At 28.6% G+C, this 24,608-nt stretch carries 46 protein-coding genes and 1 pseudogene; 18 read left to right on the top strand and 29 right to left on the bottom strand.

The window, feature by feature from the left end; translation table 11 throughout:
- Position 1: 1 nt before the first annotated feature.
- From BCB68_RS07310 to BCB68_RS07230, 18 genes are all read right to left on the bottom strand, one after another.
- The gene (locus tag BCB68_RS07310; protein WP_094080179.1) at positions 2-403 is read right to left on the bottom strand and encodes a terminase small subunit; all 402 of its coding nucleotides are present in this window, start codon (positions 401-403) and stop codon (positions 2-4) included.
- Between the two features lie 221 nt (positions 404-624).
- Complete coding sequence (locus BCB68_RS07305; protein WP_094080178.1) at positions 625-1,152, bottom strand: RNA polymerase sigma factor; 528 nt, start codon at positions 1,150-1,152, stop codon at positions 625-627.
- A gap of 73 nt (positions 1,153-1,225) precedes the next feature.
- Positions 1,226-1,846 (bottom strand): hypothetical protein, encoded by a 621-nt coding sequence (locus BCB68_RS07300; RefSeq protein ID WP_094080177.1) that lies wholly within the window; start codon positions 1,844-1,846, stop codon positions 1,226-1,228.
- Positions 1,847-1,935: 89 nt separating this feature from the next.
- On the bottom strand, positions 1,936-2,166 hold the full coding sequence (locus BCB68_RS07295; RefSeq protein ID WP_094080176.1) for a hypothetical protein: 231 nt from the start codon (positions 2,164-2,166) through the stop codon (positions 1,936-1,938).
- A 22-nt stretch (positions 2,167-2,188) separates the two neighbouring features.
- Positions 2,189-2,437, bottom strand: coding sequence for a DUF3850 domain-containing protein (locus BCB68_RS07290; protein ID WP_094080175.1), 249 nt, complete (start codon positions 2,435-2,437; stop codon positions 2,189-2,191).
- Positions 2,438-2,488: 51 nt separating this feature from the next.
- Positions 2,489-2,695, bottom strand: coding sequence for a hypothetical protein (locus tag BCB68_RS07285; RefSeq protein WP_094080174.1), 207 nt, complete (start codon positions 2,693-2,695; stop codon positions 2,489-2,491).
- 1 nt (position 2,696) lies between these two features.
- Positions 2,697-3,506, bottom strand: coding sequence for a putative HNHc nuclease (locus BCB68_RS07280; RefSeq protein ID WP_094080173.1), 810 nt, complete (start codon positions 3,504-3,506; stop codon positions 2,697-2,699).
- Entirely contained in the window at positions 3,491-3,649 is a 159-nt protein-coding gene (locus BCB68_RS10570; protein ID WP_157697368.1) for a hypothetical protein, read from the bottom strand. Before BCB68_RS10570 ends, BCB68_RS07280 begins: the two co-directional genes overlap by 16 nt.
- A 168-nt stretch (positions 3,650-3,817) precedes the next feature.
- Entirely contained in the window at positions 3,818-4,198 is a 381-nt protein-coding gene (locus BCB68_RS07275) for a type II toxin-antitoxin system PemK/MazF family toxin (protein ID WP_094080172.1), read from the bottom strand.
- Positions 4,198-4,689: a Panacea domain-containing protein gene (locus BCB68_RS07270; RefSeq protein WP_094080171.1), complete on the bottom strand. Its 492-nt coding sequence runs from the start codon at positions 4,687-4,689 to the stop codon at positions 4,198-4,200. The genes BCB68_RS07275 and BCB68_RS07270 overlap by 1 nt, the downstream gene beginning before the upstream one ends.
- A 169-nt stretch (positions 4,690-4,858) precedes the next feature.
- Positions 4,859-5,473 (bottom strand): Rha family transcriptional regulator, encoded by a 615-nt coding sequence (locus tag BCB68_RS07265; protein WP_068154623.1) that lies wholly within the window; start codon positions 5,471-5,473, stop codon positions 4,859-4,861.
- Positions 5,474-5,527: 54 nt separating this feature from the next.
- Positions 5,528-5,998: a nucleoside triphosphate pyrophosphohydrolase family protein gene (locus BCB68_RS07260; protein WP_094080169.1), complete on the bottom strand. Its 471-nt coding sequence runs from the start codon at positions 5,996-5,998 to the stop codon at positions 5,528-5,530.
- Positions 5,998-6,222 (bottom strand): hypothetical protein, encoded by a 225-nt coding sequence (locus BCB68_RS07255; protein ID WP_094080168.1) that lies wholly within the window; start codon positions 6,220-6,222, stop codon positions 5,998-6,000. The genes BCB68_RS07260 and BCB68_RS07255 overlap by 1 nt, the downstream gene beginning before the upstream one ends.
- Positions 6,222-6,572 (bottom strand): RusA family crossover junction endodeoxyribonuclease, encoded by a 351-nt coding sequence (locus tag BCB68_RS07250; protein WP_094080167.1) that lies wholly within the window; start codon positions 6,570-6,572, stop codon positions 6,222-6,224. The genes BCB68_RS07255 and BCB68_RS07250 overlap by 1 nt, the downstream gene beginning before the upstream one ends.
- Positions 6,569-6,760: a hypothetical protein gene (locus BCB68_RS07245; RefSeq protein ID WP_094080166.1), complete on the bottom strand. Its 192-nt coding sequence runs from the start codon at positions 6,758-6,760 to the stop codon at positions 6,569-6,571. Before BCB68_RS07245 ends, BCB68_RS07250 begins: the two co-directional genes overlap by 4 nt.
- Before the next feature lie 8 nt (positions 6,761-6,768).
- Complete coding sequence (locus tag BCB68_RS07240; RefSeq protein WP_094080165.1) at positions 6,769-7,524, bottom strand: ATP-binding protein; 756 nt, start codon at positions 7,522-7,524, stop codon at positions 6,769-6,771.
- Complete coding sequence (locus tag BCB68_RS07235) at positions 7,439-8,239, bottom strand: helix-turn-helix domain-containing protein (RefSeq protein ID WP_094080164.1); 801 nt, start codon at positions 8,237-8,239, stop codon at positions 7,439-7,441. The genes BCB68_RS07240 and BCB68_RS07235 overlap by 86 nt, the downstream gene beginning before the upstream one ends.
- 108 nt (positions 8,240-8,347) lie before the next feature.
- Entirely contained in the window at positions 8,348-8,587 is a 240-nt protein-coding gene (locus BCB68_RS07230; RefSeq protein ID WP_094080163.1) for a hypothetical protein, read from the bottom strand.
- A gap of 166 nt (positions 8,588-8,753) precedes the next feature.
- Here BCB68_RS07230 and BCB68_RS07225 point away from each other — a divergent pair, with 166 nt between their 5' ends.
- Positions 8,754-9,011 (top strand): DUF1883 domain-containing protein, encoded by a 258-nt coding sequence (locus BCB68_RS07225; protein ID WP_157697367.1) that lies wholly within the window; start codon positions 8,754-8,756, stop codon positions 9,009-9,011.
- Positions 9,012-9,027: 16 nt separating this feature from the next.
- Here BCB68_RS07225 and BCB68_RS07220 read toward each other — a convergent pair whose 3' ends face one another.
- On the bottom strand, positions 9,028-9,207 hold the full coding sequence (locus BCB68_RS07220) for a hypothetical protein (protein WP_094080161.1): 180 nt from the start codon (positions 9,205-9,207) through the stop codon (positions 9,028-9,030).
- A gap of 87 nt (positions 9,208-9,294) precedes the next feature.
- On the opposite strand from BCB68_RS07220, the gene BCB68_RS07215 reads away from it, so the two are divergent.
- Positions 9,295-9,996: a hypothetical protein gene (locus BCB68_RS07215; protein ID WP_094080160.1), complete on the top strand. Its 702-nt coding sequence runs from the start codon at positions 9,295-9,297 to the stop codon at positions 9,994-9,996.
- A gap of 312 nt (positions 9,997-10,308) precedes the next feature.
- On the opposite strand, the gene BCB68_RS07205 is transcribed toward BCB68_RS07215, so the two are convergent.
- The 4 genes from BCB68_RS07205 to BCB68_RS07190 all read right to left on the bottom strand — a co-directional run bounded on the left by BCB68_RS07205 (position 10,309) and on the right by BCB68_RS07190 (position 12,125).
- Positions 10,309-10,524, bottom strand: a complete 216-nt coding sequence (locus BCB68_RS07205; RefSeq protein ID WP_094080158.1) for a hypothetical protein — start codon at positions 10,522-10,524, stop codon at positions 10,309-10,311.
- A gap of 145 nt (positions 10,525-10,669) precedes the next feature.
- A complete protein-coding gene (locus BCB68_RS07200) occupies positions 10,670-10,855 on the bottom strand; it encodes an excalibur calcium-binding domain-containing protein (RefSeq protein ID WP_068157166.1) in 186 nt (61 codons plus the stop codon).
- A gap of 148 nt (positions 10,856-11,003) precedes the next feature.
- Complete coding sequence (locus tag BCB68_RS07195) at positions 11,004-11,675, bottom strand: hypothetical protein (protein WP_094080157.1); 672 nt, start codon at positions 11,673-11,675, stop codon at positions 11,004-11,006.
- A gap of 24 nt (positions 11,676-11,699) precedes the next feature.
- Entirely contained in the window at positions 11,700-12,125 is a 426-nt protein-coding gene (locus BCB68_RS07190) for a helix-turn-helix domain-containing protein (RefSeq protein ID WP_094080156.1), read from the bottom strand.
- A 147-nt stretch (positions 12,126-12,272) separates the two neighbouring features.
- Here BCB68_RS07190 and BCB68_RS07185 point away from each other — a divergent pair, with 147 nt between their 5' ends.
- The 16 genes from BCB68_RS07185 to BCB68_RS07115 all read left to right on the top strand — a co-directional run bounded on the left by BCB68_RS07185 (position 12,273) and on the right by BCB68_RS07115 (position 20,740).
- The gene (locus BCB68_RS07185; RefSeq protein WP_094080155.1) at positions 12,273-12,593 is read left to right on the top strand and encodes a hypothetical protein; all 321 of its coding nucleotides are present in this window, start codon (positions 12,273-12,275) and stop codon (positions 12,591-12,593) included.
- A gap of 1 nt (position 12,594) precedes the next feature.
- Positions 12,595-12,768 carry a hypothetical protein gene (locus BCB68_RS10565; protein WP_157697366.1) on the top strand — a complete coding sequence of 58 codons (174 nt, stop codon included), beginning with the start codon at positions 12,595-12,597 and terminating at the stop codon, positions 12,766-12,768.
- A gap of 255 nt (positions 12,769-13,023) precedes the next feature.
- A complete protein-coding gene (locus tag BCB68_RS07180; RefSeq protein ID WP_068157154.1) occupies positions 13,024-13,251 on the top strand; it encodes a hypothetical protein in 228 nt (75 codons plus the stop codon).
- Positions 13,241-13,675: a hypothetical protein gene (locus BCB68_RS07175; protein WP_068157150.1), complete on the top strand. Its 435-nt coding sequence runs from the start codon at positions 13,241-13,243 to the stop codon at positions 13,673-13,675. Before BCB68_RS07180 ends, BCB68_RS07175 begins: the two co-directional genes overlap by 11 nt.
- 322 nt (positions 13,676-13,997) lie before the next feature.
- Positions 13,998-14,369 (top strand): hypothetical protein, encoded by a 372-nt coding sequence (locus tag BCB68_RS07170; protein ID WP_094080154.1) that lies wholly within the window; start codon positions 13,998-14,000, stop codon positions 14,367-14,369.
- Positions 14,366-15,046 carry a Rha family transcriptional regulator gene (locus BCB68_RS07165; RefSeq protein ID WP_094080153.1) on the top strand — a complete coding sequence of 227 codons (681 nt, stop codon included), beginning with the start codon at positions 14,366-14,368 and terminating at the stop codon, positions 15,044-15,046. The genes BCB68_RS07170 and BCB68_RS07165 overlap by 4 nt, the downstream gene beginning before the upstream one ends.
- Positions 15,047-15,054: 8 nt before the next feature.
- Positions 15,055-15,252 (top strand): hypothetical protein, encoded by a 198-nt coding sequence (locus BCB68_RS07160; RefSeq protein WP_094080152.1) that lies wholly within the window; start codon positions 15,055-15,057, stop codon positions 15,250-15,252.
- A gap of 9 nt (positions 15,253-15,261) precedes the next feature.
- Positions 15,262-16,029 (top strand): hypothetical protein, encoded by a 768-nt coding sequence (locus BCB68_RS07155; RefSeq protein WP_094080151.1) that lies wholly within the window; start codon positions 15,262-15,264, stop codon positions 16,027-16,029.
- A 1-nt stretch (position 16,030) separates the two neighbouring features.
- A complete protein-coding gene (locus BCB68_RS07150; RefSeq protein WP_094080150.1) occupies positions 16,031-16,306 on the top strand; it encodes a hypothetical protein in 276 nt (91 codons plus the stop codon).
- An 18-nt stretch (positions 16,307-16,324) separates the two neighbouring features.
- On the top strand, positions 16,325-16,972 hold the full coding sequence (locus BCB68_RS07145; RefSeq protein WP_094080149.1) for a YqaJ viral recombinase family protein: 648 nt from the start codon (positions 16,325-16,327) through the stop codon (positions 16,970-16,972).
- Positions 16,973-16,980: 8 nt separating this feature from the next.
- Positions 16,981-17,901, top strand: coding sequence for a DUF1351 domain-containing protein (locus BCB68_RS07140; RefSeq protein ID WP_094080148.1), 921 nt, complete (start codon positions 16,981-16,983; stop codon positions 17,899-17,901).
- Between the two features lie 12 nt (positions 17,902-17,913).
- The gene (gene bet, locus BCB68_RS07135; RefSeq protein WP_094080147.1) at positions 17,914-18,636 is read left to right on the top strand and encodes a phage recombination protein Bet; all 723 of its coding nucleotides are present in this window, start codon (positions 17,914-17,916) and stop codon (positions 18,634-18,636) included.
- A 41-nt stretch (positions 18,637-18,677) separates the two neighbouring features.
- Complete coding sequence (locus BCB68_RS07130) at positions 18,678-18,866, top strand: hypothetical protein (RefSeq protein WP_094080146.1); 189 nt, start codon at positions 18,678-18,680, stop codon at positions 18,864-18,866.
- Entirely contained in the window at positions 18,863-19,330 is a 468-nt protein-coding gene (locus BCB68_RS07125; protein ID WP_094080145.1) for a YopX family protein, read from the top strand. The genes BCB68_RS07130 and BCB68_RS07125 overlap by 4 nt, the downstream gene beginning before the upstream one ends.
- 178 nt (positions 19,331-19,508) lie before the next feature.
- Positions 19,509-19,685 carry a transcriptional regulator gene (locus tag BCB68_RS07120; RefSeq protein ID WP_094080144.1) on the top strand — a complete coding sequence of 59 codons (177 nt, stop codon included), beginning with the start codon at positions 19,509-19,511 and terminating at the stop codon, positions 19,683-19,685.
- Positions 19,686-19,690: 5 nt separating this feature from the next.
- On the top strand, positions 19,691-20,740 hold the full coding sequence (locus BCB68_RS07115; protein ID WP_094080143.1) for a tyrosine-type recombinase/integrase: 1,050 nt from the start codon (positions 19,691-19,693) through the stop codon (positions 20,738-20,740).
- Positions 20,741-20,859: 119 nt separating this feature from the next.
- On the opposite strand, the pseudogene BCB68_RS07110 reads toward BCB68_RS07115, so the two are convergent.
- The 6 genes and pseudogenes from BCB68_RS07110 to BCB68_RS07085 all read right to left on the bottom strand — a co-directional run.
- Positions 20,860-21,054: pseudogene (locus BCB68_RS07110) on the bottom strand (DUF4291 family protein); the annotation flags it as partial.
- Positions 21,051-21,587, bottom strand: coding sequence for a HEAT repeat domain-containing protein (locus tag BCB68_RS07105; RefSeq protein WP_094080142.1), 537 nt, complete (start codon positions 21,585-21,587; stop codon positions 21,051-21,053). The gene BCB68_RS07105 and the pseudogene BCB68_RS07110, both read right to left, overlap by 4 nt.
- Before the next feature lie 172 nt (positions 21,588-21,759).
- Positions 21,760-22,185 carry a hypothetical protein gene (locus BCB68_RS07100; RefSeq protein WP_094080141.1) on the bottom strand — a complete coding sequence of 142 codons (426 nt, stop codon included), beginning with the start codon at positions 22,183-22,185 and terminating at the stop codon, positions 21,760-21,762.
- Positions 22,186-22,288: 103 nt separating this feature from the next.
- Positions 22,289-22,555: a scabin-related ADP-ribosyltransferase gene (locus tag BCB68_RS07095; protein ID WP_094080140.1), complete on the bottom strand. Its 267-nt coding sequence runs from the start codon at positions 22,553-22,555 to the stop codon at positions 22,289-22,291.
- 359 nt (positions 22,556-22,914) lie between these two features.
- Entirely contained in the window at positions 22,915-23,916 is a 1,002-nt protein-coding gene (gene argF, locus BCB68_RS07090; protein WP_094080139.1) for an ornithine carbamoyltransferase, read from the bottom strand.
- Positions 23,917-24,013: 97 nt separating this feature from the next.
- Positions 24,014-24,556 (bottom strand): hypothetical protein, encoded by a 543-nt coding sequence (locus BCB68_RS07085; protein WP_094080138.1) that lies wholly within the window; start codon positions 24,554-24,556, stop codon positions 24,014-24,016.
- Between the last annotated feature and the right edge of the window lie 52 nt (positions 24,557-24,608).

The raw sequence follows: 24,608 nt of genomic DNA, 5'->3' as shown, positions 1-24,608 counted from the left end.
CTTATCCACCCTTACCACCAGCTAACGCTCTTAGCTCTTTGATAGTAAGTCCAGAAAAAGGATTGGTATTTAACTGTCCTGACAGCTGCATTTTCTCAATATATTCACCATCCATTTTATTCAAAATATCTAATGCCTTTAATCTATCCTGTACCTTTTCATTTCCGTTTTTAATAACTTCTGTTAAAAACTCTCGTCTTTCAACAGCTGTCATTATTCTACTCGTTTTTGCTTTTTCTTGTAATTCTTTTATGTATTCCTGTACTGCCGTATTTTGCCGTATTTTACTAACATTTTTATTTGTATATTTTTCACTATACCCAGCCTTTATTGCGGATTCAGTAGCATTTCCACAAGCTACATAATATTCACAAAAAGCTTTCTGCCTTGCATTTAATTTCAATGCTACCGCCTCCTCAAAAATAAAAATACCTTGCAATCCTAAGCGGCTGCCGAATCACAAGGCGATATACAAAAAGTATTTATTAAAAAAGGCAGCTTTTAAACTGTCTTGTCCTTATATAAAATCAAGGATTCAATAACAAGTACTCAACTCATACTCTTTCATCTTGACATATTATAACATATTAAAAATTATATACAAGGACAAAAAAGTGACAATTTTTAATTCAATATGCTTTTTAATACATCATCTGAAAAAATAATAAGCTGTAATTGCCTAATCATATAATTTTTGTGTCTTTTAGCTGTTCTTTCGCTTATATCCAATTTTTCTGCTATGTACTCAAATGTTAAATCATCAAAATACTTCATTTCTATTATATCGTAATATTTATTATTTTTAATAGTATCTAATGCTCTTTCAACCATATTAACAACGTTTTCTATTCTTACGATTTCTTCCTGTAATTTTTCAATCCTATTTTCAACCTTTTCTAGTTCAGATAGATACACCTTACTAGTTTGTACATTAACACCCGTTTCCTTTTTATGAATTGATATTCCCTCTTTCTTCAAATCCTCTATAAGCATATTTTTAGAATCAATAGCACCTTTCAATAGTGATAATTCAGATAATAACTTTTCTGTCTTTTGAAATGGTGTTAATTGTTTCTCTGTTTTTATTTCTTTATCATTTTTCATTCTTTCTATTATTTTGTCTGCTATTCTGTCTATATCTTTTTCGTTCATTTATTTCTATTTTCCTTTCTACTTTTATTCATTTTCTCACGAAAAAAGTCCAAATAAAATTGGACTCTTTAAATTATTCTGTTAATTTTTTAGCTTCTATTTTTAACTGTTTTAGTATTTTGTCATATACTCCTTGTCTTCCTTTTTTTATAATAGGATAGTTAAATTCAACACTCGTCTCGTGATACTCCTCTTCATATACTTCTACTAAAAGTTTTTCATCTTCCTCTTTTGAAAATTTGTTGTTCATTAACTTGTATATCTTTATCGTTCTGTAATTATAATGTTTTAATAACCTCTGCAATTCCTCAAAATATAATAAACTTAACAAAAAAGCGTTTTCGATTTCTTTTTTATATTCACATTTTTCTTTTACTTTTTCAATGTCAACACCTTTAGCTAATTGTCCAAAAATTTCACCTATTTTATTGTGATCTTTTACAATTTCTTCAGCTATAATTTCTAATTTCTCTCTCAAAAACTTCTTTTCTTCAATTTTTTCTTTGAATTTTTGCTCTTTTTCTAAATTTTCTTTATTATGGTTTAATGTTTTTTCTAAATTTTCCAAATTACTCTTTATAATTTTATTATTATTCTTTACATTTATATAATTATTTAAAATAGTTCCAACTAAAGCAACAATAGCTCCTGAAATTGCTCCTTGAACAGTTGGAGTCCCTAAGAATTTCCACATAAATTATTTTTCCTCCTAAAATATAATATATATTATACCTCAAGACCAAAAATATTCAACTGTCATTGTCCTAATTTCTAAAACTTTTTCTAAAAATCACATTTCTCCAATTTACGATTTTCTTCTATATCCTCATATTTCAATATCGGCGACACTTCATGTATGCTTCCGTTCTCAAATTTCAGATATATTTTTTTACTTGTTTTAGATTTTAACTTTTTAACAACTTTATATTGCCTGCATTCTTGTTGAAATTTCTCGTAATATGTACTACAACTTATAGTTATCACTAAAAGTCCTGCTAATAATATTTTTTTCATTCCAAATCCTCTCCATAATTATCTATTTTATAATAGCTATAGAAAGGACAACGTATCCTTCTTTTAAAAAAGCGCTATCATCTAAAATATACAATACTTTGACTGAAATATGTCTACCAGTATATACTTGTTTATCTTTATCATATTCATTTAAAGATAAAATATCATTTACTTGGTAATCTCTATCATTTTTTCTTACTTCAAATTTTTTTCTTTCTGCTATAACATCGTTAAAGTATTTCTTTTCTATTTTTAAATCATGTGTTTTCATTTTATCCTCCTAATTTTTTTTCTAATTAAAACGACTTTCTGCGACTGAACTTTAAAATATAAGTTCAGGAACTTTCCCTGTTTTGTTTACTTCATCCAGTACATCCATACATTCTCGCCTTAACCCTTCCACTTCTTCTTTTACTGCTGTTTTCTTTACTATTTCAAATTGTTCCTTGTAATATTCTTGAGCTTCTTCATCTGTCATCCCATAATGTTCCTTAAAAAGTTTCAAAATACCTTCTTTTAATTCTGCCATTTTATCTCTCCTTAAATCCTTTAAAATGTCCTTTATATATTCTCTTTAATTCCTTGACTTCTTCCTCAGTCCTTATCTCAAAAGGCTCTATATTCAGCTCTTTCAGTTTTGACATTAATTTGTTTCTGCCGCCACCAACTCCATGATCCACTCCTATATGCCACTCTGCTGACAAAGGCAAATAACTGTTTCCTATCCCTTTGTCATATTTGTAGCCTCCTAATGCTCCAGCACTTTTTGAAATATGTGCTAATTGTGCATTTGGCTTTCCTGTAATAACACATATTTTCTTTTTTAACATCCAGTACACCCAGTTCCTGTTTTCCTGTTGTCTGTATAGTTCGTGTATCTCTTGCCACATATCAATATCGTTCTGAAGAAAATAATCAAATAAATAATTAGTAAATGATATTGCCCCCTTATTGCTCATTATATCAAGTTTTAGGCTAAATGTGCCTGTAAGAGTTAATAAAAATCTTTGCATTTCTTCCCGGACAAAATCTATTAAATCATTTGTTACAATATTTATCTTAGTTTCCTTTGTATAATTCTTATCCAAAACTTCATTCAATCTGATTCTTAATTTTTCTTCTATATTTTTAAAAGGCTTGTAACCTTTCAAATTAATTCCGCTGTGCCTGATATAAAGTTTTTTCAAGTCCTCCTTTGCCTTGTATAAAAAATAATCTGAAATGGCAGGCTTTTGCTTGCTAGTCTGCCAATTTATATCTACTCCTTTTAGCTTGTAGGCGTAGCAGTCTATAAACCAGTAAATTAGTTTTTGGTTTTCTCTGCTCATTCTTTTAGACATTTTCTCTTAGCCTTCCTTCTCTTAATAAATTTAATATTCTTGAACAAATTAGCATTTAACTTCATAAAATTAAAATCGCTGTCATTTACTTTTATTCCATTTAAAAGTCTTGACTTCATTCTTTCTAATACATTCTCATCCACTTTTTCTCCATCCTCTATTTTTAAAACATAATTTTATCATTTTTTATATTTTATATATGTTTTAATTTATACTATCATATAATTTTTGCTATTTTTATATTTTATTTACTATTTGCATAAAAAAATCACAGCTAAATTAATAACTGTGATTTTAAATATTTTTAATTGCTATTCTAACAACCCTTCCATAACTTCATTATGAAACTGCTCTACTTTTTCCGCTATTTTCAAAAATAGTTCTTCGTAATCTGATTTCAAATCTCCTATTATAACACTTGTATCTATCTGCTGCATTGGTATCGAAACCATTCTATGTGTCCTAATATACGATAATCTAGTCAAGTTTATTTTAGGAAATTTTGACGGATCTATTTCTATATCATATACTGGATTTACATTTATTCTGTTTGGAATAGTTGAAATAGGAAGAACTACATAATCATCATTTCCAGGACTTCTTAATACTAAAGCAGGTCTTGATTTTATTGAATTTCTATGTAATCTTGTATCGTAATATTGAGTTAAACATCTAACTATTTTTCCTACCATCAAACCACCGCTTCATAGTCGTCAAATTCATCATAGTACATATCCCACACATAATCATAAGGTCTTACTTTCTTTGCGTCTTCTCTTATATCTTCAGTTTGAATTTTAATCCTTCCGTTTTCTTCTTTTTTAAGCCCTTTTCGAGAATTGAGCCAAGAAATTTCCTTATGTGTTAATGCACTTAACTTCCACGATGCTAATGCTCCGTATTCTTGAATTACATTGTTTATTATGTATTTACTTTCACTTTTTATGTCTTCTGTTTCATAGTTTATTCCATCTGTTGTGTAAGAAGTTCGTACCTCTCTTGATACAGGTCCATACTTCCAGCCTTCAAACATCTCATTAAAAAGAGGTTCATTTAAAATAGCAATTGTTTCCCTTTGGGAAAAATACAGCAACTTCTGTAATTTCATTTCATCAATAATTTCTCCTGTCACTCTTTTATATTCATTAAAAATATATTGAGCAACATTTATTATTTTTTCCATATTGCCACCCTCCTCTTGTTATCATTTGACAATTAAATTATATCTTAAAAGTAGCAAAAGTGCAACAAAAATTTAGAGTTTTTTTGACATTGTAAAGTAAAATATTACAAATCACAGTTATTATTCAGTTGTCATTGTCCTTTTATTAATCCAATCAATTTCTTCTATTTCAATTTCTCAATTCTGCTTTTTCTATCCAGTTCTGCACATATGCTAATGCTTCAGTTAAGTCCTTTCTCTTAATATCACGATAACTTGCAACTCCAAACCTGTCCTTTAAATCTCTGTAAATTGCTGGAAACATTAAATTTCTGTCAGCATCTATCACATCTAGTCTTTGATAAACTCTTGTTGCTATTGTTTTCTGCAATTTTCTTTGTTCCGTATGGTCTATTCTTATCTCATTGTCAACTTTGTTTTCTACAACGTCAATTCTATGTTTAACACTCTTCATTTCATTTGCCTGCAATATGATCATATCTTCTATTGTCATTGGTTTTTGAAGTTGTTCAATCTTTTCAATAAGTCTAAATCTTGTTTCAGCATTATATCTTGCCCCAAGTTGTAGCACTCCTTTGTAATTCAAAAGAAACATCGGTTGACTTCTGTTAAAATTATCTATATAGGTGGTTGGCTGAAAAATTAGCCGACCTCTTTCCTCTCCTAATTTACTGATTTCATCTCTAATATCAGCTAAAATATTTTTATGTTCTTTTCCTACTATTTGTGCCACTTCCAAACTTGTCAATGTGTTTCTGCTTTCTATGTTCATTAATTCATTCATTAATATTCCTCCTAATTTTTTCTTATGCACTTTAACTTGTGTATACATAAGTTATTAAAAAAAATTTTCCAGATTTGGTCTAAAATAATTTTTACCTTTCAATATTTTTCCATCTTCCCTGAAAATTGCTTTCCCATTTTCCAGTTTTGACATATTGCTTCTGTGGACTTCCTCGAATGCTTCAGATAAAATTTTATCAAATCCGTTTTTCGTTTCCAGTTTAAAAAGAAAATCCGTTTTTTCATCTGATAGAAAAAATATCCTTGAAGCAACATCTCCAATATTGCCTTTATGAAGTTCTAATAACGTTCCAATGTAGATGTAGTACATGTCACAAACAGCATCTAGCATTTCAACCTTGTTATTATTTTTTTCTGCTACTTCATATTCTTTCAATTCTTCATCAAATAATTTTTCTCTTAATCCCATTCTCTCGTCAGTCATTTCTTTTTCTAAAAATTCCTGCTGTCCGAATACAATATAAAATTCTTTTACTAATTCAACTAATTTATTCCATTGTTCCATTATTCTTCCAGTTCCCTTCTTATTTTTGTTAAATTAATTATGTTTGTTATTACTATTTGTTCGTTTCTAAAGCTAAAACTTGTTTTTATACCCTTGATGAACATTTCGAGAACTTCGCTTTCCGAATAGTCCCCTTTTTTAATAAAAACCGTGCAATTTCCAGAATTTGTATCACCAAATCTATCTCCATATTTAAATGATACAAGATATAATATTTTATCCATTATTTAATTCCCTCCACTTCTATTTCCACTTTATCAAATCCACAGCCAACTAACTTTTTCACATTTAGTTCTTCAATCTGCGAATCATCTTCATAAATAATTTTAGTCATCGAATCCAAAATAGCCTTATTGTAGTTGTCTATATCTCTTTTTCTTTTATCCTTGAAATAAAGCCGTATACGGACTTTTAAACCATTAGCCAAAGGTTTACACCTAAATTGCTTTTTAAGTTCACTACGAGCCGTTTCCTCGAATATCTTGCCCTTTTTAGACTTGTATCTCCCATTTGGTTTGTTTACCCACAATGAATTTACAGATGGCGGCATTACTGACAATTCGAGTTTTATCATTTCTCCGCTCTCTTTTCCAGCAACTTAACCAGCTTACTGATTTTCTGATTATTTTTTTCAATCAAAATTCCATTCTCGTTAATTGCTTTTGTTTTCTCATTTATCGTTTTCTGCATTCTCTTGTTAGCTGTTCTCATCTTTTTGTTTTCAGTTTCCAGTTTTTTTATTTCACTTTGTATTTTCTCCATTTATTCTCCTACCCAAAAATTTCTTCAAAAATTTCTTTTTTCACTTCTTTTCTTCTGCTTTCCCAATTAAATGCTAGACCTTTGCAGTTCTCTTTTAACCTGTCAAGAACATCATCGCTGCCATTTATGCTTAAATATTCCGACATCTGCTCAGGATCTAACGTTGTTGAGATTATTAAGCATTTTTCTTTTTCGTAAAGCATATTAAATATATCAAACAGTTTTTCTTTTCCCCACTCTTGACTTAAATACTCTTTACCTAAGTCATCAAGAATTATCAAGTCTGCTTTTAATAAGTCATTAAGCACATCTTCTTCATCCTGATCTTGCATTTTCCAAGTTTTTTTTATTCTTTTGTAAATGTTCATCAAGCTTGTGCGGTAAACTCTGTAATTCTTGCATAATTTGTTATAAATGCACAAGCTATAAAAAGTCTTGCCTGTCCCTCTTACACCGTAAAAATACAGTCCTATTCCGTTCTTGAGAGCCATTTCAAAGTTTTTGCAGTATTTTTCAAGCATAACTTTTATTTTTTTCTCTTTGTCACTTTTTACAATTGCTTTTTCAAAAGTGCAATTATTAATTTTTTTAGGCAAACTCGATAATCTTTTAAAATATTTTATTTCTCCTTTTTTCTTGTTTTCCGCCATGTCAACATCGGAAAATGATGGGAAACTGCTAAAACTCAATGTCGTAGTTTGGTTTTCTTTCTCCAGCTTTATTCTTTCTACCCTCTGTTTTATTATATCTGACACCTTTTGCATTGCTATTTCCTCCGTTTTTTGTATTTTTATAGTTCTCTACCCATTCAGGCTCTAATCCTGTCCATTCTCTTTCTTTAGCGATTTCTATTGCTTCCGAAAGCCGTTTGGAATCAGGAAAATCTTTCAATAATTTGCTAATAGGAGCTATTGTCTTTAGTGTTTTTTTTATTTCTTTGCGATATTTTATGTATTCTAAAATCAAGGCTTTGTATTCATCTGATTTTTCAAGTTTATTTACAAAGTCTTCAATTTTACTTTTTGTCTTTTCTTTTTTACTTTTTTCTTTTATATTATATTGGGTATTTTTAATTGTGTTTTTTTCATTGTGTTTTTTTAGATTTACATTTTTGTCACTATCGGAAGTGACACCTGTGTCATCTAGGGAAGTGACAACTATGTCACTATCATTTTTGTCATTATCAATTTTGTCACTATTAAGAGCAACATTTTTTAGATAATAAATGTTTGTTTGATTGAATCTTCTCTTTTTCTCAATTAATCCTTTTTCTTCCAGCTTTTTCATATATCTTATTACTGTTCTTTTATCTTTTCCTATAATTTCAGCCAATTTCTCAACGCTCGGAAAGCATTTTCCTTCTGCGTCCGCAAACCTTGCTAAAATCATATACATTGATTTGACTTCAAATGACAAGTCAGTTCTATCTATTAGTTCATTCTCAACCCAGAACCAGCCTTTTTTTCTTATATCCCTCATCTTTTTTCCTCTCCCTACATCTTGTGTTTTTTAACAATTTATGTTATAATTAATACAAGATGTAGTATTTTATAAATTTTTGTTAGCACTCTTTGGAGTGCTTTTTTGTTACTTAAATCTTTCCAATTTCAATCTTTTCTGATCTCGAATTATAAAATATCCTTGACTGTTAAGATATATTTCATTTACCGTAGTCCTTTTTGTTCCTGAATCAAATAGCAGTACACTTGCTTCAGTTACTTTACCGTGCCTCTTGCTAATTCTCTTAACCTTTTTCCTGTCCCCTGTTTCTTCTAAGATATACAAATTTCCATATCTTAGACATTTTTCTAAAAATTCTTTAAACATTTTTTTCTCCTTGAAAAACACCAAATATTGTGATACACTAATTATGTTAGCAACAAATATTAAAGAGTGCTAACAAAGTATAATAAATTAAATTTGAAATTATATATTTTCAGTTTTACTTGCCAGTATCTTCTAAAATATATAATTCAGAAAGGAGTAGATTCTTTTGAAATATTTACTTTTTGATTTAAAACACTTATCTCAAGGTAATATTGTAGAAGTCAGACTAATAGGAACAGAATGTGATGTTATGCTTGTCAATTACACCAATCTATCAAATTATAAAAATAGAAGAAGTGTAAAATATTATGGTGGACATTATAAACAGTCTCCAGTTAAAATTCCTATTCCACATCATGACCATTGGTACGTAATAGTAACAAACGGCAATGTAAAAGCTAGTGTTTCTATAATAAAACTTTAATAATTTACGGGGAGAACTATTCCCCGTTTACCTTGTATCCTTTTTCTAATCTATCCATAACTTCTAATTTTTCATTGACCATGATATAACCTATCTTATTTCCTTGTGGATCAACTATAAAAACACAAACTCCTTTTAATGCTTTGTCATTTTCTATTTTATCTTTTGCTTTTAGACATTTACTTAGCTTATCCATTTCTCCCACCTCCTTTATTTCATTTTTACCCCCTTTTGAGTTATAATAATATCGCCAAACATCTTACAACTGAAAGGAGGTGTTATTATGCTTATTCCTAAAAATTTGTTTGCTTCTATGGAAGCTGCTCAAAGATTGCTGGATAATCCTAATATTCAAAGAATCCAATCAGCAATGAATAATGTTCAAAAATTACAAGAAGCTGTTAATAATTCAGCATTTCGAAATGCTTATGTAATCAACCAACAAACAAATCTTGTTAATTTAAATAATCTAAACATCCAGGCAAAACAAATTAATTTTCCTGATATTCACAGACAATTTGAGTCTATAAGTTCAAATATTAAAATTTTGTCCGAAGTTTATTTAAAAAATTACAATCATTGGAATAATGTTATAAATTCCGCTATTGGTGCTTACAATTCTACTCAAGAAGAAGAATTTGAAGTTGTTATTGAAAATATTCCTGTAAGTATTATTAAACCTACGATAAAAGAAATTGTTATGTTTTATGTCGAACAAGGCATTAATATTGAAATCGCATTCCGATTAGCAATTTCGAGTTATATTTTTATTAAAATATACCCAGTAATTTTTATGATTAATTCTGAAGAATTAGTTGTCTTCCTGAATCAATTTTCAAAATACATTTACAAGTGTGGAAGTTCTGTTTTGAAACTCTCTATTCAAAAATATTATGAATTCCAAGATCCTGAAGAATTCGCTAAATTCCTTGTTGACCAAGGTACTTCAGCATTATTTGGATTTATAATAGGAATTTTAAAATAAAAAACGATATAATTCCTAAAATGATTAATATACTCGCTATCACTATTTTGTAGATATTTACAAAGAAAAACTTCTTAAATCTTACAGGTATATGAAACAGCAATATATTAATCCAAAATTCAGCCACTATGGATATAATCTTTATCCATAGTTTTTTTATTTTCATCTCACACCTCCTCTCTTTTCTTTTGAATTGTAATTCAATCATTATTAAAATAATTACATCTTTAGTGAAAGGAGTAATTATTATGGAAAATAATGATAAAAAAATAGATGAATTATTTGATTTAATGAAAAAAATTATCAAAACAATCAAATAATTTTTTTTATTTCAATTTTGTAACCAGCTTTTTCAAGTATTCTTGAGATTTTATTGAAACTATTTCCAGAGTTGTTATTTTTTAGAATATCCATAAATACTTTTACACCTTGTCTTGTCATTCCAACTTTTCTACCAAATTCAGCTCTGGAATTATACTTCAACCTTATTTCGTTATCTAAAATTTCATACACATTTCCAGTATTCATTATTTTCCTCCTTTTGTACCTTATTTAGCATACTTTAAATTTAAAATTTTTTCAACTAATTGTACCTTATTTAATCTACTAAGTCAAGATTTTTTTTACAAAAAAAAGAGCTATTCCAATTTTTTGAATAACTCTTTATTAAAATTTATTTGCTTTCACAAGCAATTCCATCTCTGTCCCTATCTAAATGTCTTGCATATCCAGGCTCACCCTTTTTGATGTTTTTATACCCTTTCGATCTAGCTTCCTTACAATTTTTAAAATGTAATGTTTCTGTGAATGTGTTAGCACTAACAAATGCTAATGTTAAAATTACAAATAATTTTTTCATTTTGATTCCTCCGTCTTTTTATATTTTGAAACCAAAATTAACCCTACTTAGATTTATTATGTATCAATATTTTTTGTTATCATCTTCATATATTTTTTAAAATCAACATCTTGTAGTATCAAAATATCCTTTTTGAACCACATTTCTGCTATTTCATGATTTCTTTCATTCTTTGATTAATTTCTGATATATTAATCATGTTAAAATAATTAAATGCTTCCGTCAAATACTCGGAGCAAGTATAAGTATTTAATTTTAAACGATTAGTGTTTTTAGATAAGTCGAAATCACCCTTAAAACTGCCATAATAAAGCTCATCATTTACATCAAAAACATTGTAATGATTTTTTGATTCAATTATTAAATATCCATTTTCTAAAAATTCTAAAAACTTTTTTAAGGATAATTCAATCGGATCAAATGTGTATAATTTTTTTTGAATTGCATGTTTATATTCTACACGCTTGAGCATGTCTTTAGAGTATATAAAGTTGACTTTATTTGCTAAATTTTGTATTTTTTCACCAGTCTTAGCCATTATAAATTCTTCAAAAAAATCTCCAATATCACTATCTTCAAGCCAATTATACAAAATTTCTAGTTTTTCTTTTGCATTTTCAGTTGAATCATCTAAATTAGTCAAATCACCTTCAATTAGTTGAAATCTGTGTTTACAATATTGCATTCTTTTGCCTGCGGGGCAACCGCAGCCACTATGTATATCTCTAGAATTTTCTTCCTTCCAAAAAGCAACTCTATAAGGCTTTTTTCCAGAGCCTTTCACATAAAATACTAAAACTTTTTCCTTATTTTCTTTCACAAAAATCCTCCATTCTCTAAAATATTATAATTCTTTTATTTTATCTTTTGCTTCGCTAATCATTTCTTTTACTTCGTCATAATGTCCATTTTTAAAACTCATATATTCAATTTTTTCAATAATCAAATTCAAAATATTCTTTTGTTCGTTCGTATCTAAAGTTTTTACTAATCCTAATATACTATCTAAAAAATCTTCAGTAATATCATCAAAATTTAATTCTCTCAAGATACTATTCGGCAACTTAGCTTTACAATATTCTATTGACAATCGTTTTTTATATAACGGGTACACTTTAAATAAACCTTCAATCATAGTTTCGGAAGGCACACTTTTCCCTTTTTCAACTTTATCTATAAAAGTAAAAAAAATTCCTGATTTTTCTGCCAAGCCTCTTAGCGAATCTCCATTTGCAGTTCTAATTTCTTTTAATGTTTGTCCAAAGCTCATAAAAATCACCTTCCCATAAATGTATTTAATATATTATACAATATTTTTTTAAAAAAGAAAAATTTTTATTGACATTGTATCTTATTTATGGTACTATGAATTGTAGAATAAAAAAGGTACAAAAGTGAACGATAGGAGATGATAAAAATGACGAAAAAAGAAATAAAAAACATTGTCTCTGATGAGATACAGAGACAAATCACAGATGGCGTTCTCGTCAAAAATTACGACGAAGGTACAATTGAATTTACTGATGAGCAATTAGAAGAAACTCTGCAAGAATTTGCGGAAAATGGATGGGATTCGGAAGAACAGAAAGTTATAAAAGAATGTTTCAAGAATTACAGCTTTGAAGAGGAAGAGGAAGTCAGCGTACCTTATAAAGACTGCAATGGTGGAATTGACTGGTATGACACAGGGGAAACTAGAATAAATTATTTCGAGATGAAGAAAGTAGGAGGCAAGTAAAATGAACTTCACTTTATACAAAGATAATAAATTCGTAATGCAAAGAAAACATTTTTATCCTTTAAGAGTGCTTCTCTTGAAAGCTCTAGGAATGAAAAGTGTTTTTGAGATAAGCACAAAAGAAGTAATAAAAGAAGCAAAGAAAAATAATTATAGAATAGAGGTAGAGAGATGAAATTTGAAGCATTAAAAATAGTAAATGATAACAGCAGTAAAGTGAGAAAAGAAAACAGCAAAAAGTTAGTGAACAGAATAAAAAAATTATTTAAAAAGTAATTGATGTTTTACCAAGCTCATTAGCGATAGTTAGTGAGTTTGGATAAGATATTAGTTATCTTGGACAATGGCAATAAAATAATTTGTGATTAATAATTGTTTTTCATACTCTTTTTTGGTATAATTATTATGTAGCATATATGGAGGAAAGAAAATGGCAATTTATGAACGAAAAGTACGGTTATACACAAAATCTTTTTTAGATGAGTACATTAGAGTTAGTGAATTGACAAGAAAATTAAACAAAAAAATTGGTTTCTCTGTATTTAAAGTTATTGTTGACATTGAAACTTCTACTTTAAAAGTTGTGAACAAATATGAAAATAGAACTAGAAACAAATTTCAAAATACCTTTAAAGAGGTGCTAAATAATGTCAGATAATAAAAAGAATATAGCCAATAAAAAAGAGACAGAAAGCATTCCTGAAAACATCCCTGAGATAATGGCGCAATTAACTCAGACACAAATGAGCCGTAGTGAATTTTCAGGTCCTTTACCGCAAGAAGTATTAAGAAATTTATCAAAGGAAGATAAAGAGAAACTTATCAATAATTATATTGATCAGGAAGCAAAAGATTACCAAAAAGAACTTTTGATGATAAAAAATTCAACTGAAATCACAAGAGATAGAGATAAAAAAATATTTATTGTTTCTATCTTAAGTATGATATTTTTCTTGATACTAGTTGCGCTGTGTTTGCTTACTGGTAACAAAGAAATACTGATTGATATTTTAAAAATATTTGTAGGTTTTCTTGGCGGTACAGGTTTTGGAATCTATATCAAATCTAAAAAAGATGAATAACGATTGTTAATCACAGATTTTATATCTGTGATTTTTTTATACCTAAATATCGGTATTGATTTAATCGTGGTGCTTGTTTTTGACTATATACACCGCACAAGGCGTTTCCTTTCTGGTATATAGTTATATTAGTTATATTCTCCGTTATATGTTATTTTATTATATTTTATTACAATTTTTCGCAGGCACCACAATTAAGTCAATACAAAATATATCTTAAAATCAGCATAAATAACATGTCTGAGTAACAAAAGCACTTATCAATTAAACAATTAAGCAAGTCTAGAATTGCTGGTTTGAGATAAAAAAATAGGAGGAATTTATGAAAACAGAAGAACAAATTAGAGAAATGGAAGAAATACTGCACAGAGAAGTTGATTTGTTAATGAGACAAGGAAAAACTTTTAAAGATCCTGAATCGCAAAATTTACATGGCATGCTAGGCATTATACGTATTATTTTAGATGATAAATTAAGCCTTGTTTATTCAGAAGACTATAAAAATCTTTACTGGTTTATTAATCTTCACAAAAACAGATTTGTTATTTCTTCAACTGTGGATAAAGACAGAACATCAGATAAAGAGCGAAAAGAAGAAGGAAATTATTTTAAAACTAAGGTGGAAGCATTTTTTGTATTAATGAAGCTAAGAACTGATTTGATAGAAAATAAAGGAAAACAGGAGGCAAAATGAAAGAATTGCAATTATTAGAATCAAAAGGAACAATGACATCATTGGAAATTGCAGAAATTACAGGTAAGGAACATTATAATATTTTGGCAGATATACGAGATGAAATTAAGAAATTAGGTACAGAAAGAGCCGCACTAATTTTTCAGGGCGGCGAATACAAAGACAAAAACAATCAAAATAGACCAATGTTTATCGCAAATATACAAGGAGTTTTACAACTCGGAGCAAGATATAGTGCTGATGTCAGATACAAATTGATTGAGAAAGTAACAAAAAAAGAAACTATTAAAACTAAAGAAAATATATTTAAAAATGATTTAATCGACATTGAAAAAGACAAAATCAGACTAGAAAAAAGTAAAATTCTAAAAGAATTATCTCAAAGTATTTCAAATGACAAATATAAACAAACTTTGGAAATATATAGTGCGAATGCTCTTTATGATGAACCAATTTTAGAACTTCCAGCTGTTAAAAAGAAAAGCTACACAGCAACAGAAGTCGGCAACAAGCTAGGAATTACATCAATGAAAGTCGGAAGCATAGCTAAAAAGCATAATTTAAAGACAGAAGAATTTGGATTTTGGGCTTACGACAAAGCAAAATATAGCAACAAGCAGGTGGAAAGTTTTAGATATTACGATAATGTAATTGACGAAATCAAAAAATATATTTAGGAGGAAAAATGAAAAAGATAATATTTAAAAATACTGTAAAAGTGATTTTAACTATTGCATTAACTAGTGCAGCTTATAGATATGCTGCGATAGAAAGAGGGTATTTTTTAGGAGTGATTGGCGGTGGAGAAACTTTTATTCCAGCGCTGTGCGGAATGCTGTTTTGGCTTTTGCCTTCAATGGTTAAAGAAATGTTGAGAAAGTAGGAGAAAATTATGAGCAGTTTGAGAAAAATTAAAAAGAAAAAGTTTAAAGAGGAAATAACTGAAAAAGCAATGGATTACACAAAATTTGTGCTAGATGAAAACGAAAAGACAAAAGTTTTCTCGATGATGGCGTTGTCAAATTTGTGTAAATATTATAGAAACTACTTCAGTATTCCAAACATCACAGACAAAAATCTTGTAAAAGGTGATACTAAAATATCAAAACTGTCGGAAGAACAAACTTTATGGTGCAGCTTTGAACTTGAGGACATCATACAACGAAGTTTCAGGACATTGACAAGACTCATAGAGGAATATGATTATGAAGATTTGCAAAATCCAAATCAGCGAAAAATAAAAGACTTTAAAAATGAATTTGTAGTCGTCGAATTTTCAAAAATTTATCAAAAAGAATTAATAAATTTAAAAATTAAATTTGATAAATATCTAAAAACTAGATACAAAGAAACAGAAAATGCGCTAAAACAGATACTTGTAATATTTGCATACTATAACATATTTAAAGCACAAATTTGCAACAAAATAAAAGATTTTGATAAAAAAAATAGAATGTATATCAAAACTTTGATAACAAAAACAGATAAAAAAATCAAAGAAATGGAAGAGGTCATCGTAGAAAGTGGGGAAATTGACTTTGAAAAAGAAGCGTTAAGCCTACTAGCTTTTGAAGAAGCTGGAATCAAAATTAAATGGGTAGGATATAGCAGAAAAGAAGCATTAAAAGCTAGAAAAAAATACGAAAGGATTAGCGGATAAGATGAAAAAAGAAATTAAGGAAAAAGTGATGAAAATAATGGATTTAGCTCTTGAAATAAACTCAAGAGAAAAAAATACAATTTTTGTTGAGTTTTCTGGTCATACAAATGAAATTTGTGTTCACGCTTATGAAAGCGGGTGGGAACACTGGATAAAAACTGAAGAAGGAAGAAAAAAAATGAATGAAAGTTATTTATATTTAGACAAAGACGATTGTGTTGAAAAATTAAATAATTTAATAAAAAAATTGAAAGAAATGAAAGGGTCTTGTAAATAGGCGGGGGAAAGGAGAAATATGAAATGCAAAGAAATAAGTTACAGAAATGAAAATGAATGGCATAACATAAGGCAAAAGCACATTGGCGGAAGCGATGTAAGTGTTATAATGGGGTACAATGAATATAAAAATCTTGTAACTTTATGGGAAGAAAAAACAGGCAGGCGTGAACAGGAAGATCTGAGCGATAACAAGGCAATACAACGTGGAAAATTAAGTGAAAATTTACTTATAGAACACTTTAAAATCAACAACCCTAATTATACTGTGGATAAACTCGAAAAAACGCTTGAGAGCCTTAAATTTGGTTTTATGAGTGCCAATCTTGACGGAACATTGAAAAACGAACAGGGAGAAATGGGAGTTCTAGAAATTAAGACGACAACATGCCATTCATATCAAATTTACAAGGATAAATGGCAAAATGATATTCCAATTGAATATTATTTACAAATTCAACATTATCTATACGTAACTGGTTGGAAATATGCAATATTATATGCTGATATAAAATTAGCTTTTGCAAATAATAAACATGAAATCAAACAATATTTTATTGAACGTGATGAGGAAGATATAAAAGAAATTATAAAAAAAGAGATATGGTTCAATTCGTTTATACTTAATGATATCGAGCCACCATCAAAAAGAAGATTAGTAATATAGGAGGAAAAATGGGAACACAGGAATTACAAGTAATTGAGTTTGAAGTGACAGAACTTGTGCCAGCTAAAGTTTCAAGTAATATTGATGACTTGAAAAGCTTTATGAAAATTGTTAAGCAGAAATACGAAGGCTGGATCGTTACTGAAGATGATATTGATATAGCTAAATCAGAAAGAACTAAATTAAATAAACTTGAGAAGAAAATAAGTGATGAGAGAAAGAAAATACAGAAAAAGGCAAATGCTGATATCGAAATACTCATTGATACTCTTAAAACTTATGAAAAAGAAGTAAAGGGAATATCAAACTTTATTGGCGAACAACTTAAAGGATATGATGAAAAAATAAGGGAAGAAAAGAAAGTTGAAGTACAGAAGAAAATAAATAACATCTTCACAAGAAACCCAGGATTAAAAATTTTCCTGGAATGGAATGACAAATGGCTAGATAAATCATTTACTTTCAAGAAAATTGAGAACGAAGTACAAAAACAATATGATGAGCTTGAGAAAAAACAAGACTTCATAAATTCACAAATTGCAAAGGCAAATTCAGAAATTGAATTTATGATAACTTTTGAATCAATGAAATTTTTAATGACTGAGGATTATAACGTTATTACTGAAAAAATTGAAAGCAAGAAGAACGAAATCAAGCAGACAGAGGCAAATTTAAGACAAAAAGCTGAGGAAGAAAAACAAAGAGCAATAGAAGAAGCTGAAATTCAAAAACAAAAAGAAATTGAAGAAATCAAAAAGCAACAAATTGTTCAAATCGAACTGCAGAACATGGAAACTACTAAAAAAGAAAAATATTATGATACAACAATAAGATTTATGAATGCTCCGTTAAGTTTTCTAATAATGTTGAAAAAAGAAGCGGACAGACTAGGAATTGAAACTGAAAAAATATCAAGCAAACAAATTTAGGAGGATATAAAAATGGGAAGACTAGGAAATGAAAATAACAGAAGACAAAACCAATTAATGACATTTACAGTAGGAAATGAAGAAGTAAAGTTAAGTCCTGCAATCGTAAAAAATTACTTAGTAAATGGAAATGGAAATATTACGGATCAAGAAATTAATTATTTCATGCACTTGTGTAGAGCAAGAAAATTGAATCCTTTTGTAAAAGAAGTATACTTAATAAAATACGGAACTCAACCTGCCGCAATGGTTGTATCAAGAGATGCATTAGAAAAAAGAGCAATCAAGCATAAAGATTACAATGGTAAAAAAACAGGGTTATGGATTTTAAAAAAAGATACTGGAGAACTAGAAAAAAGAGATGGAACAATTTATGTAAAAAGCAAAGAGGAAATAATTGGTGCCTGGTGTACAGTTTATCGTAAAAATTGGGAAAATCCTGTAACAGTAGAAGTCAATTTTGACGAATATGTACAAAGAAAAAGTGACGGAAAACCTAATACAAACTGGGAAAATAAACCAGTTACAATGATAACTAAGGTAGCAAAGGCTCAAGCATTAAGAGAAGCATTTATTGAAGACCTTGACGGAATGTATGAAGCTGAGGAAATAGGAGTGAATGAAAGCGAACTAGACAATACGCCAGTTCAAGTAGCCGAATCTTACTCTAATGATAACATAGAAGAGGCTGTTGAAGTTATATCAGAAAATGAAGATGATGGAAATCCATTTTAATATAAAAAAGAGGGTTAATTGAGAGAAAAAGGAGGATAAAAATGGAAAGAGAAAATGTAGAAAAATATTTAAAAGAAAACTTAAAAGGCTTCAGAGTTGAAGCAAGAAAACTAATGACGGGCGGATGGACAATTTTAAATCCTATTCTATTCCTCGAATTTAAAGACGGCTCGGAAATGAGATTTTATGATCCCGAAATGAATTTAGAGAAGTGGGAGGACGCACAATGAGAGAAATAAAATTTAGAGCTTGGGATAAAGAAAACGAAAAAATGATGAAAGTTTCATCGTTGCACTTGGAAAATAAAGAAATATCAATTAAAGAGAACGGAACATTTCACCTTTTCAGAATGCAAGACTTAATGCAATATACAGGGGTAAAAGATAAAAATGGCAAAGAAATTTATGAAGGGGATATTTTATTATCATCGAACGAAAACGGAATTTTTCTGCAATTAATAGGTTTTGGAAATGATGATAGAGAATGCGGTGGCATATTAAATGGTTTCAAAATAGTAGATGGTCACATTTTGGAAGATGACGATTATGAAATAGATGAATGCAAAGAATTTACACAAGAATTGATAAAAGCACGTAATATTCCGATTTTACAACCTGAAAATACGATAATGGATGGTTGGTGGATTGTTGGAAACATTTATGAAAACAAAAACTTGTTGGAGGAAAACAATTGATAAAATATGCTAAAATACACAAAATCAAAATTGAAAATGAAATAAGATTCAATTTATATTGACAGAGAAGAAATAGAAGATGAAAGTTTTAGCAGTTCAACATTTGAAGAAACTGCTAAACACATTTTGAAAGATTGTGTCATATCGAATTACTTTGATATGACAGAATGGAGGAATGATGAAAAAATGGTTTTATGAATGTCAAGATATTATGAAAATAATTGGTGTTAAAGAGGGTAAGGCATATAAGATTATAAGAAAATTGAACGGAGAGTTGAGAGAAAAAGGATTTTTAACACAACAAGGAAAAGTAAATGCCAAATACTTCAATGAACGTTACAATATAGGAAAGTGATTTTTATGCCAGCATATAAAGATAAAAAAAGCAAAAAATGGTATGTTTCTTTTTATGTAAAAGAAAATGGAATTTCTAAAAAAGTTAAAAAAATGGGATTTAGCAAAAAACAAGAAGCAATGGAATATGAAAGAAATTACATAAATTCTTTTGTGTCCGATACTGAGATAACATTTGAAAATCTATATAAATCTTATATGGATGATCAAAAAAATAGATTAAAACCAAGCACGATAGAAAGTAAAACATATATTTTTGATAAAAAGATATTGCCGTTTTTTAAAAAATATAAGATAAAAGAAATAACTCCCTTACTGGTTAGAAAATGGCAAAATGAACTAATAAAAGGGAATCTTGCTCAAACGTATCTAAGGGCTATTCACGAACAACTTGTTGCTATATTAAATTATGCAGTTAAATTTTATAATTTAAATAAAAATCCTTGTTCAGCGGCTGGGAGAATTGGAAAAAAGAACGCTGGAGAAATGAACATATGGACGTTAGACGAATTTAAACAATTTATAGAAGCAATCAAACATAAAAAAGAAGCCGTGGTTGGATTCAATATACTGTTCTATACAGGTATGAGAATAGGGGAGATGTTAGCACTAACGATTTCAGATATAGATTTTGAGAAATGTAAAATAAGAATAAATAAAACTTTTCAAAGAATAAAAAGAACTGATGTCATATCAACTCCAAAAACTCCTAAGTCCAAAAGAACCATTGATTGCCCTAAATTTGTTATAGACATTATACAAGAGTATATCAAAGTATTGTATAAACCCACTCCAAAAACTAGACTATTTGAAGGATTTACAAAGTTTAAATTTCAAAATGATGTAAATGTCTATTCTAAAAAAGCCAATTTGAAAAAAATTAGAGTTCATGACTTAAGACATTCTCATGCAACTTTTTTATTATCAAAAGGTGTTAATATAGTATCGCTTTCAAGAAGATTAGGACATGAAAGAGTATCTACTACTTTAGATATATATTCACATGTTCTAAAAGAAGACGATGATTTGATAAAAGATATACTAAATAGCTTATAGAAACAGTACTAAAAAGGTACTGTTTTTTTATGAAAATATTCAAAAATTTAAAGTTTTGACTTTTTTTGATAAAATAGAAACAAACAAAAACAAGTATTTAAACTGTAAATAAAATTTAAACGATACATCATCCAGAGAAACGACGGTTTTATCCAAGTCATTCTGTTTAAACTGAACTTGCTTCCAAACCTTCCTAATTTTAAAGTCTCATCCGCTATTTCATTGTTATACGCCTGATAAACTCTTATTGTTTTATCATCAAATACAGCATAAATATTTCTTTCCTCTTCTTTTTTCATAATTAATCCTTTCATTCAACATCTTTATTTGTGAAATCACATCTCTTCAACTGCTCCATTGCATGTTTTCTTATCATTTCTTCATCACTTTGCAACAATAGTTCCAGTTTTTCTTTCGCCTTAGGAGTATTTATATCTCCTAAAGCAAAACAGCATTTTCTGACCAGTGCAAAATTATCATCCCAACGGTATTTTTCAAAATTCGAAATTGCTAATTCATAAATGCAATCTATCGTAGAAGGTAATTCCATTTGCTGAAGATAAAACACTATATCTTCATGTTTTTCGTGCCATTCTTCTTTTGTTAATTTACATAAAATATCAACAAATTTTTCACTATATAATTCAAACATATATATTGCTAAAATCAGAGTATTTATACTTTTTCCATTTTTTTCATAATATGCTTTTTCCAACTCTGTTTTTATATACTCTATTCTTTCATCATCATTTTTTAAAAATTCCTTTTGTAATTGTTGAAAGCTTATTTCTTTTCTATATTTTTTCAACATTAATTTTTTCAATTCTTCAAGACTATTTTTCTCCATTTTTTATTATTTCCTTCTTAGTTTGAAATATTTTATTTGGATTAAGTATATTTCTTTATTATTTTGGTAAATTTCATTTTAAACTTTCTCTATGGTTTCGTTGTATTGACAATGTATTGTTATTTTTGTTCATATTTGGTAATATGTCTTAACGCAAAATAACAATTTCTCATTAAAAACTTTCTATCCAACTTTCAAAAAATTCTTCTTGTTCCTTAACACTGCCAATTTTTAATTCACTATCGTAATCAAAAATATCTACTACATCAGATAAAGTTGCTTGTTTTCCCATTTGTAATTTATACGCCTTTGTCCCTCCAAATTCTTTTTGCATTCCAGAAGGATAAACATTAATAACCGAAGCATTACAAAGTAAATAAATGTTTTTTAATTCTAATTTTTTTCGTAATTCTACAACAGAATCAAAGATATTATCACTTTTTGAAAAATATACCATATTTTCAATTTCTATTTTCAAATTAATTTCATCTTCAATTTCTAATAAAAATAGTTTACTTTTTTCTACTTTTCCATTGTTTAAAATTTCAATATTTTGTATTTCTATATTACTTTCTTCTTTTTTCCAAAAATTTTCCATTATAATCACCTTTTAAAATATTAATTTTAATTATTTTTTTGTTTATAATTAGGATTTTCTATATATTTAATAGTTTGATTATCCTTATATTGATAAGCATCTTTTATTTCCGTATTTTTATTCCATTAGGAATAGAAAATTCTTTTTGTTCTGGAAAAGGATGTCTTTCTCCAAAAAATTTTACAGTATTTATTCCTCTATCAGTGTCTATTATGTAGTTATACCCATTTTTTCCAGCAAAACTATCACTAATATCAAAATCTGAAGAAGTAGACGCAAAATTTTCTCTCTGTCCACGAATATGTTTAGACAAATCATCGTGTTTCCCTTTCGGTAAAATATCTTTTTCAAAAACAATTTTTGGTTTCATTGAAGCACTATGACCTCTATAATAAAAAATACTACCTTTATCCACAGTAATAGTGTAATTATTGTTAACAGCATTAGTAAGTTGGAACAGAAACTAATCCTTGCCCTTTATTTCCTAATTCTACATATGGTGTTATATACCCAATTACTAAAACTGCACATAACTTTGGAACAATTGAGTCTCTTACCATATTTTTTTATAAGTTTTGAAAAAGGAATTTTTTCTTTTAATAGTCCTTTTTTTGTAGTTCTAAATAAAACTCCGATTTATTCATTTGACTCTTAAATTCCATTTTATTTAAGTTCAATATAAAATAACCACTGCATTTTTTCGATATATCAGATACATTTTTTCTTAAATTACATCGGATATTCTCTATCTCCCAATGTCGCCACCATCACAGCCTTTATTGTATGCATCCGATTTTCCGCCTCATCAAATACAACAGAATTTTTACTTCTAAAAACTTCATCGGTAACTTCCATTTCCTTAATTCCGTACTTCTTCTCAATTTCCTTTGCAACTTTTGTATTCAAGTCATGAAATGCAGGCAGACAGTGCATAAACAAGTAATCATCCTTTGCATGTTTTATAAGCTCGCTATTTACCTGATAATATGAAAGTCTATTTATTCTTTCTTCCCATACATTATAAGATTCTCCCATCGACACCCACACATCCGTATAAATAACATCCGCATCCTTCACTCCGCCAATCCTATCATCCGTAAATGAAACATGTCCCCCATTTTCCTCAGCCAGTTTCAAAGCAGTTTCAGCCAGTTCCTTATCTGGAAAATATTCTTTTGGAGCAACAATCGTAAAATCCATCCCAAATTTTACTGCACCAATCATAAGTGAACTTGCCATATTATTTTTCCCATCCCCAAGATATGCAAACTTAATTCCTTTCAAAGTTCCCTTTTTTTCCAAAATAGTCAAAAAATCCGCTAAAACCTGTGTCGGATGAAACTCAGTTGTAAGTCCATTCCAAACCGGCACTCCCGAATGTTCAGCCAAAGTTTCGACCAATTCCTGACCGTATCCTCGATATTCGATTCCATCATAAAATCTTCCCAAAACTTTCGCCGTATCTTCCATAGATTCCTTATCTCCAATTTGTGATGCAGAAGGCCCAATGTAAGTGACATTTGCTCCTTGGTCATAAGCTCCCACTTCAAACGCACATCTCGTTCTAGTAGAAGTTTTCTCAAAAATCAAAGCAATATTTTTTCCAATCATTGTTTTTTTCTCAGTCCCATTTTTCTTATCTATCTTCAATTTTTTCGCCAAATCCAGCAAATACTGTAATTCCTCCGTTGTAAAATCTAATAATTTTAAAAATGATTTTCCTCTTAACATAATTTCTCCTTAATTTTTATTTTTATCATATTATGACAAGAGATTCTGTCCCTTGCTATTGTTTAATTTTTCCAATTTTTATTTTTATAACTTGATATTAATTTTTTATTCTATAATATTCTTTCAATATATCTTTCTCAATTTCCTTCAATTTTTGTCCATTTTCAACAATTTTTTTATTCTCACCAATATACCGAATCAATTTTTCATTTTCATCAAAATAGTATCGTTGTTCAGAAAATTTCGACTTTCTTTTATCAAAGACTTCTCCATTTTTTATCTCATTTTCTTTATACCACTTAGAATCCACATAGTATGGCACATTATATTTTTCAGCCTTATCAAAAATAAAATAAACTTTTCCATTTTTTACATAATATTCTGTCAAACTATTCCAACTTTCTCCAAAATGTTCAGCCACAATTTTTTTAACAACTCCATTTTGAAAATAATACTTCACAACGCCGCCATCTGTACTTTGCTCTAAATCTTCAACTTCCTTAATAACATAATTTTTCACAGCATTAGTATTCGTAAAATCCTTCCTAATCTGAGCGATTTTCCCTTCGATATTTGACACACCAAAATTCACCAAACTTACCAAAAGAAAAAGTATTGCAATTTTTCTAAAGATTTTCATAAAAATCTCCCCTTTAACTCTAAATTTTTTCATTCTTTCAATATAATTTTAC

The organism is Leptotrichia sp. oral taxon 498 (genome assembly GCF_002240055.1).
Taxonomy (GTDB): Bacteria; Fusobacteriota; Fusobacteriia; order Fusobacteriales; family Leptotrichiaceae; genus Leptotrichia; species Leptotrichia rugosa.
The sequence above is the reverse complement of the archived record's forward strand: the minus strand, read 5'-3'. Positions and strand labels throughout refer to the sequence as shown.

Coding starts and splice junctions, on each gene's coding strand:
- BCB68_RS07305 (WP_094080178.1), bottom strand. CDS start 1,152: ATGAACGAAAAAGATATAGACAGAATAGCAGACAAAATAATAGAAAGA.
- BCB68_RS07300 (WP_094080177.1), bottom strand. CDS start 1,846: ATGTGGAAATTCTTAGGGACTCCAACTGTTCAAGGAGCAATTTCAGGA.
- BCB68_RS07295 (WP_094080176.1), bottom strand. CDS start 2,166: ATGAAAAAAATATTATTAGCAGGACTTTTAGTGATAACTATAAGTTGT.
- BCB68_RS07290 (WP_094080175.1), bottom strand. CDS start 2,437: ATGAAAACACATGATTTAAAAATAGAAAAGAAATACTTTAACGATGTT.
- BCB68_RS07285 (WP_094080174.1), bottom strand. CDS start 2,695: ATGGCAGAATTAAAAGAAGGTATTTTGAAACTTTTTAAGGAACATTAT.
- BCB68_RS07280 (WP_094080173.1), bottom strand. CDS start 3,506: ATGTCTAAAAGAATGAGCAGAGAAAACCAAAAACTAATTTACTGGTTT.
- BCB68_RS07275 (WP_094080172.1), bottom strand. CDS start 4,198: ATGGTAGGAAAAATAGTTAGATGTTTAACTCAATATTACGATACAAGA.
- BCB68_RS07270 (WP_094080171.1), bottom strand. CDS start 4,689: ATGGAAAAAATAATAAATGTTGCTCAATATATTTTTAATGAATATAAA.
- BCB68_RS07265 (WP_068154623.1), bottom strand. CDS start 5,473: ATGAATGAATTAATGAACATAGAAAGCAGAAACACATTGACAAGTTTG.
- BCB68_RS07260 (WP_094080169.1), bottom strand. CDS start 5,998: ATGGAACAATGGAATAAATTAGTTGAATTAGTAAAAGAATTTTATATT.
- BCB68_RS07255 (WP_094080168.1), bottom strand. CDS start 6,222: ATGGATAAAATATTATATCTTGTATCATTTAAATATGGAGATAGATTT.
- BCB68_RS07250 (WP_094080167.1), bottom strand. CDS start 6,572: ATGATAAAACTCGAATTGTCAGTAATGCCGCCATCTGTAAATTCATTG.
- BCB68_RS07245 (WP_094080166.1), bottom strand. CDS start 6,760: ATGGAGAAAATACAAAGTGAAATAAAAAAACTGGAAACTGAAAACAAA.
- BCB68_RS07240 (WP_094080165.1), bottom strand. CDS start 7,524: ATGCAAAAGGTGTCAGATATAATAAAACAGAGGGTAGAAAGAATAAAG.
- BCB68_RS07235 (WP_094080164.1), bottom strand. CDS start 8,239: ATGAGGGATATAAGAAAAAAAGGCTGGTTCTGGGTTGAGAATGAACTA.
- BCB68_RS07230 (WP_094080163.1), bottom strand. CDS start 8,587: ATGTTTAAAGAATTTTTAGAAAAATGTCTAAGATATGGAAATTTGTAT.
- BCB68_RS07220 (WP_094080161.1), bottom strand. CDS start 9,207: ATGGATAAGCTAAGTAAATGTCTAAAAGCAAAAGATAAAATAGAAAAT.
- BCB68_RS07215 (WP_094080160.1), top strand. CDS start 9,295: ATGCTTATTCCTAAAAATTTGTTTGCTTCTATGGAAGCTGCTCAAAGA.
- BCB68_RS07205 (WP_094080158.1), bottom strand. CDS start 10,524: ATGAATACTGGAAATGTGTATGAAATTTTAGATAACGAAATAAGGTTG.
- BCB68_RS07200 (WP_068157166.1), bottom strand. CDS start 10,855: ATGAAAAAATTATTTGTAATTTTAACATTAGCATTTGTTAGTGCTAAC.
- BCB68_RS07190 (WP_094080156.1), bottom strand. CDS start 12,125: ATGAGCTTTGGACAAACATTAAAAGAAATTAGAACTGCAAATGGAGAT.
- BCB68_RS07185 (WP_094080155.1), top strand. CDS start 12,273: ATGACGAAAAAAGAAATAAAAAACATTGTCTCTGATGAGATACAGAGA.
- BCB68_RS10565 (WP_157697366.1), top strand. CDS start 12,595: ATGAACTTCACTTTATACAAAGATAATAAATTCGTAATGCAAAGAAAA.
- BCB68_RS07180 (WP_068157154.1), top strand. CDS start 13,024: ATGGCAATTTATGAACGAAAAGTACGGTTATACACAAAATCTTTTTTA.
- BCB68_RS07175 (WP_068157150.1), top strand. CDS start 13,241: ATGTCAGATAATAAAAAGAATATAGCCAATAAAAAAGAGACAGAAAGC.
- BCB68_RS07170 (WP_094080154.1), top strand. CDS start 13,998: ATGAAAACAGAAGAACAAATTAGAGAAATGGAAGAAATACTGCACAGA.
- BCB68_RS07165 (WP_094080153.1), top strand. CDS start 14,366: ATGAAAGAATTGCAATTATTAGAATCAAAAGGAACAATGACATCATTG.
- BCB68_RS07160 (WP_094080152.1), top strand. CDS start 15,055: ATGAAAAAGATAATATTTAAAAATACTGTAAAAGTGATTTTAACTATT.
- BCB68_RS07155 (WP_094080151.1), top strand. CDS start 15,262: ATGAGCAGTTTGAGAAAAATTAAAAAGAAAAAGTTTAAAGAGGAAATA.
- BCB68_RS07150 (WP_094080150.1), top strand. CDS start 16,031: ATGAAAAAAGAAATTAAGGAAAAAGTGATGAAAATAATGGATTTAGCT.
- BCB68_RS07145 (WP_094080149.1), top strand. CDS start 16,325: ATGAAATGCAAAGAAATAAGTTACAGAAATGAAAATGAATGGCATAAC.
- BCB68_RS07140 (WP_094080148.1), top strand. CDS start 16,981: ATGGGAACACAGGAATTACAAGTAATTGAGTTTGAAGTGACAGAACTT.
- bet (WP_094080147.1), top strand. CDS start 17,914: ATGGGAAGACTAGGAAATGAAAATAACAGAAGACAAAACCAATTAATG.
- BCB68_RS07130 (WP_094080146.1), top strand. CDS start 18,678: ATGGAAAGAGAAAATGTAGAAAAATATTTAAAAGAAAACTTAAAAGGC.
- BCB68_RS07125 (WP_094080145.1), top strand. CDS start 18,863: ATGAGAGAAATAAAATTTAGAGCTTGGGATAAAGAAAACGAAAAAATG.
- BCB68_RS07120 (WP_094080144.1), top strand. CDS start 19,509: ATGAAAAAATGGTTTTATGAATGTCAAGATATTATGAAAATAATTGGT.
- BCB68_RS07115 (WP_094080143.1), top strand. CDS start 19,691: ATGCCAGCATATAAAGATAAAAAAAGCAAAAAATGGTATGTTTCTTTT.
- BCB68_RS07105 (WP_094080142.1), bottom strand. CDS start 21,587: ATGGAGAAAAATAGTCTTGAAGAATTGAAAAAATTAATGTTGAAAAAA.
- BCB68_RS07100 (WP_094080141.1), bottom strand. CDS start 22,185: ATGGAAAATTTTTGGAAAAAAGAAGAAAGTAATATAGAAATACAAAAT.
- BCB68_RS07095 (WP_094080140.1), bottom strand. CDS start 22,555: ATGAAACCAAAAATTGTTTTTGAAAAAGATATTTTACCGAAAGGGAAA.
- argF (WP_094080139.1), bottom strand. CDS start 23,916: ATGTTAAGAGGAAAATCATTTTTAAAATTATTAGATTTTACAACGGAG.
- BCB68_RS07085 (WP_094080138.1), bottom strand. CDS start 24,556: ATGAAAATCTTTAGAAAAATTGCAATACTTTTTCTTTTGGTAAGTTTG.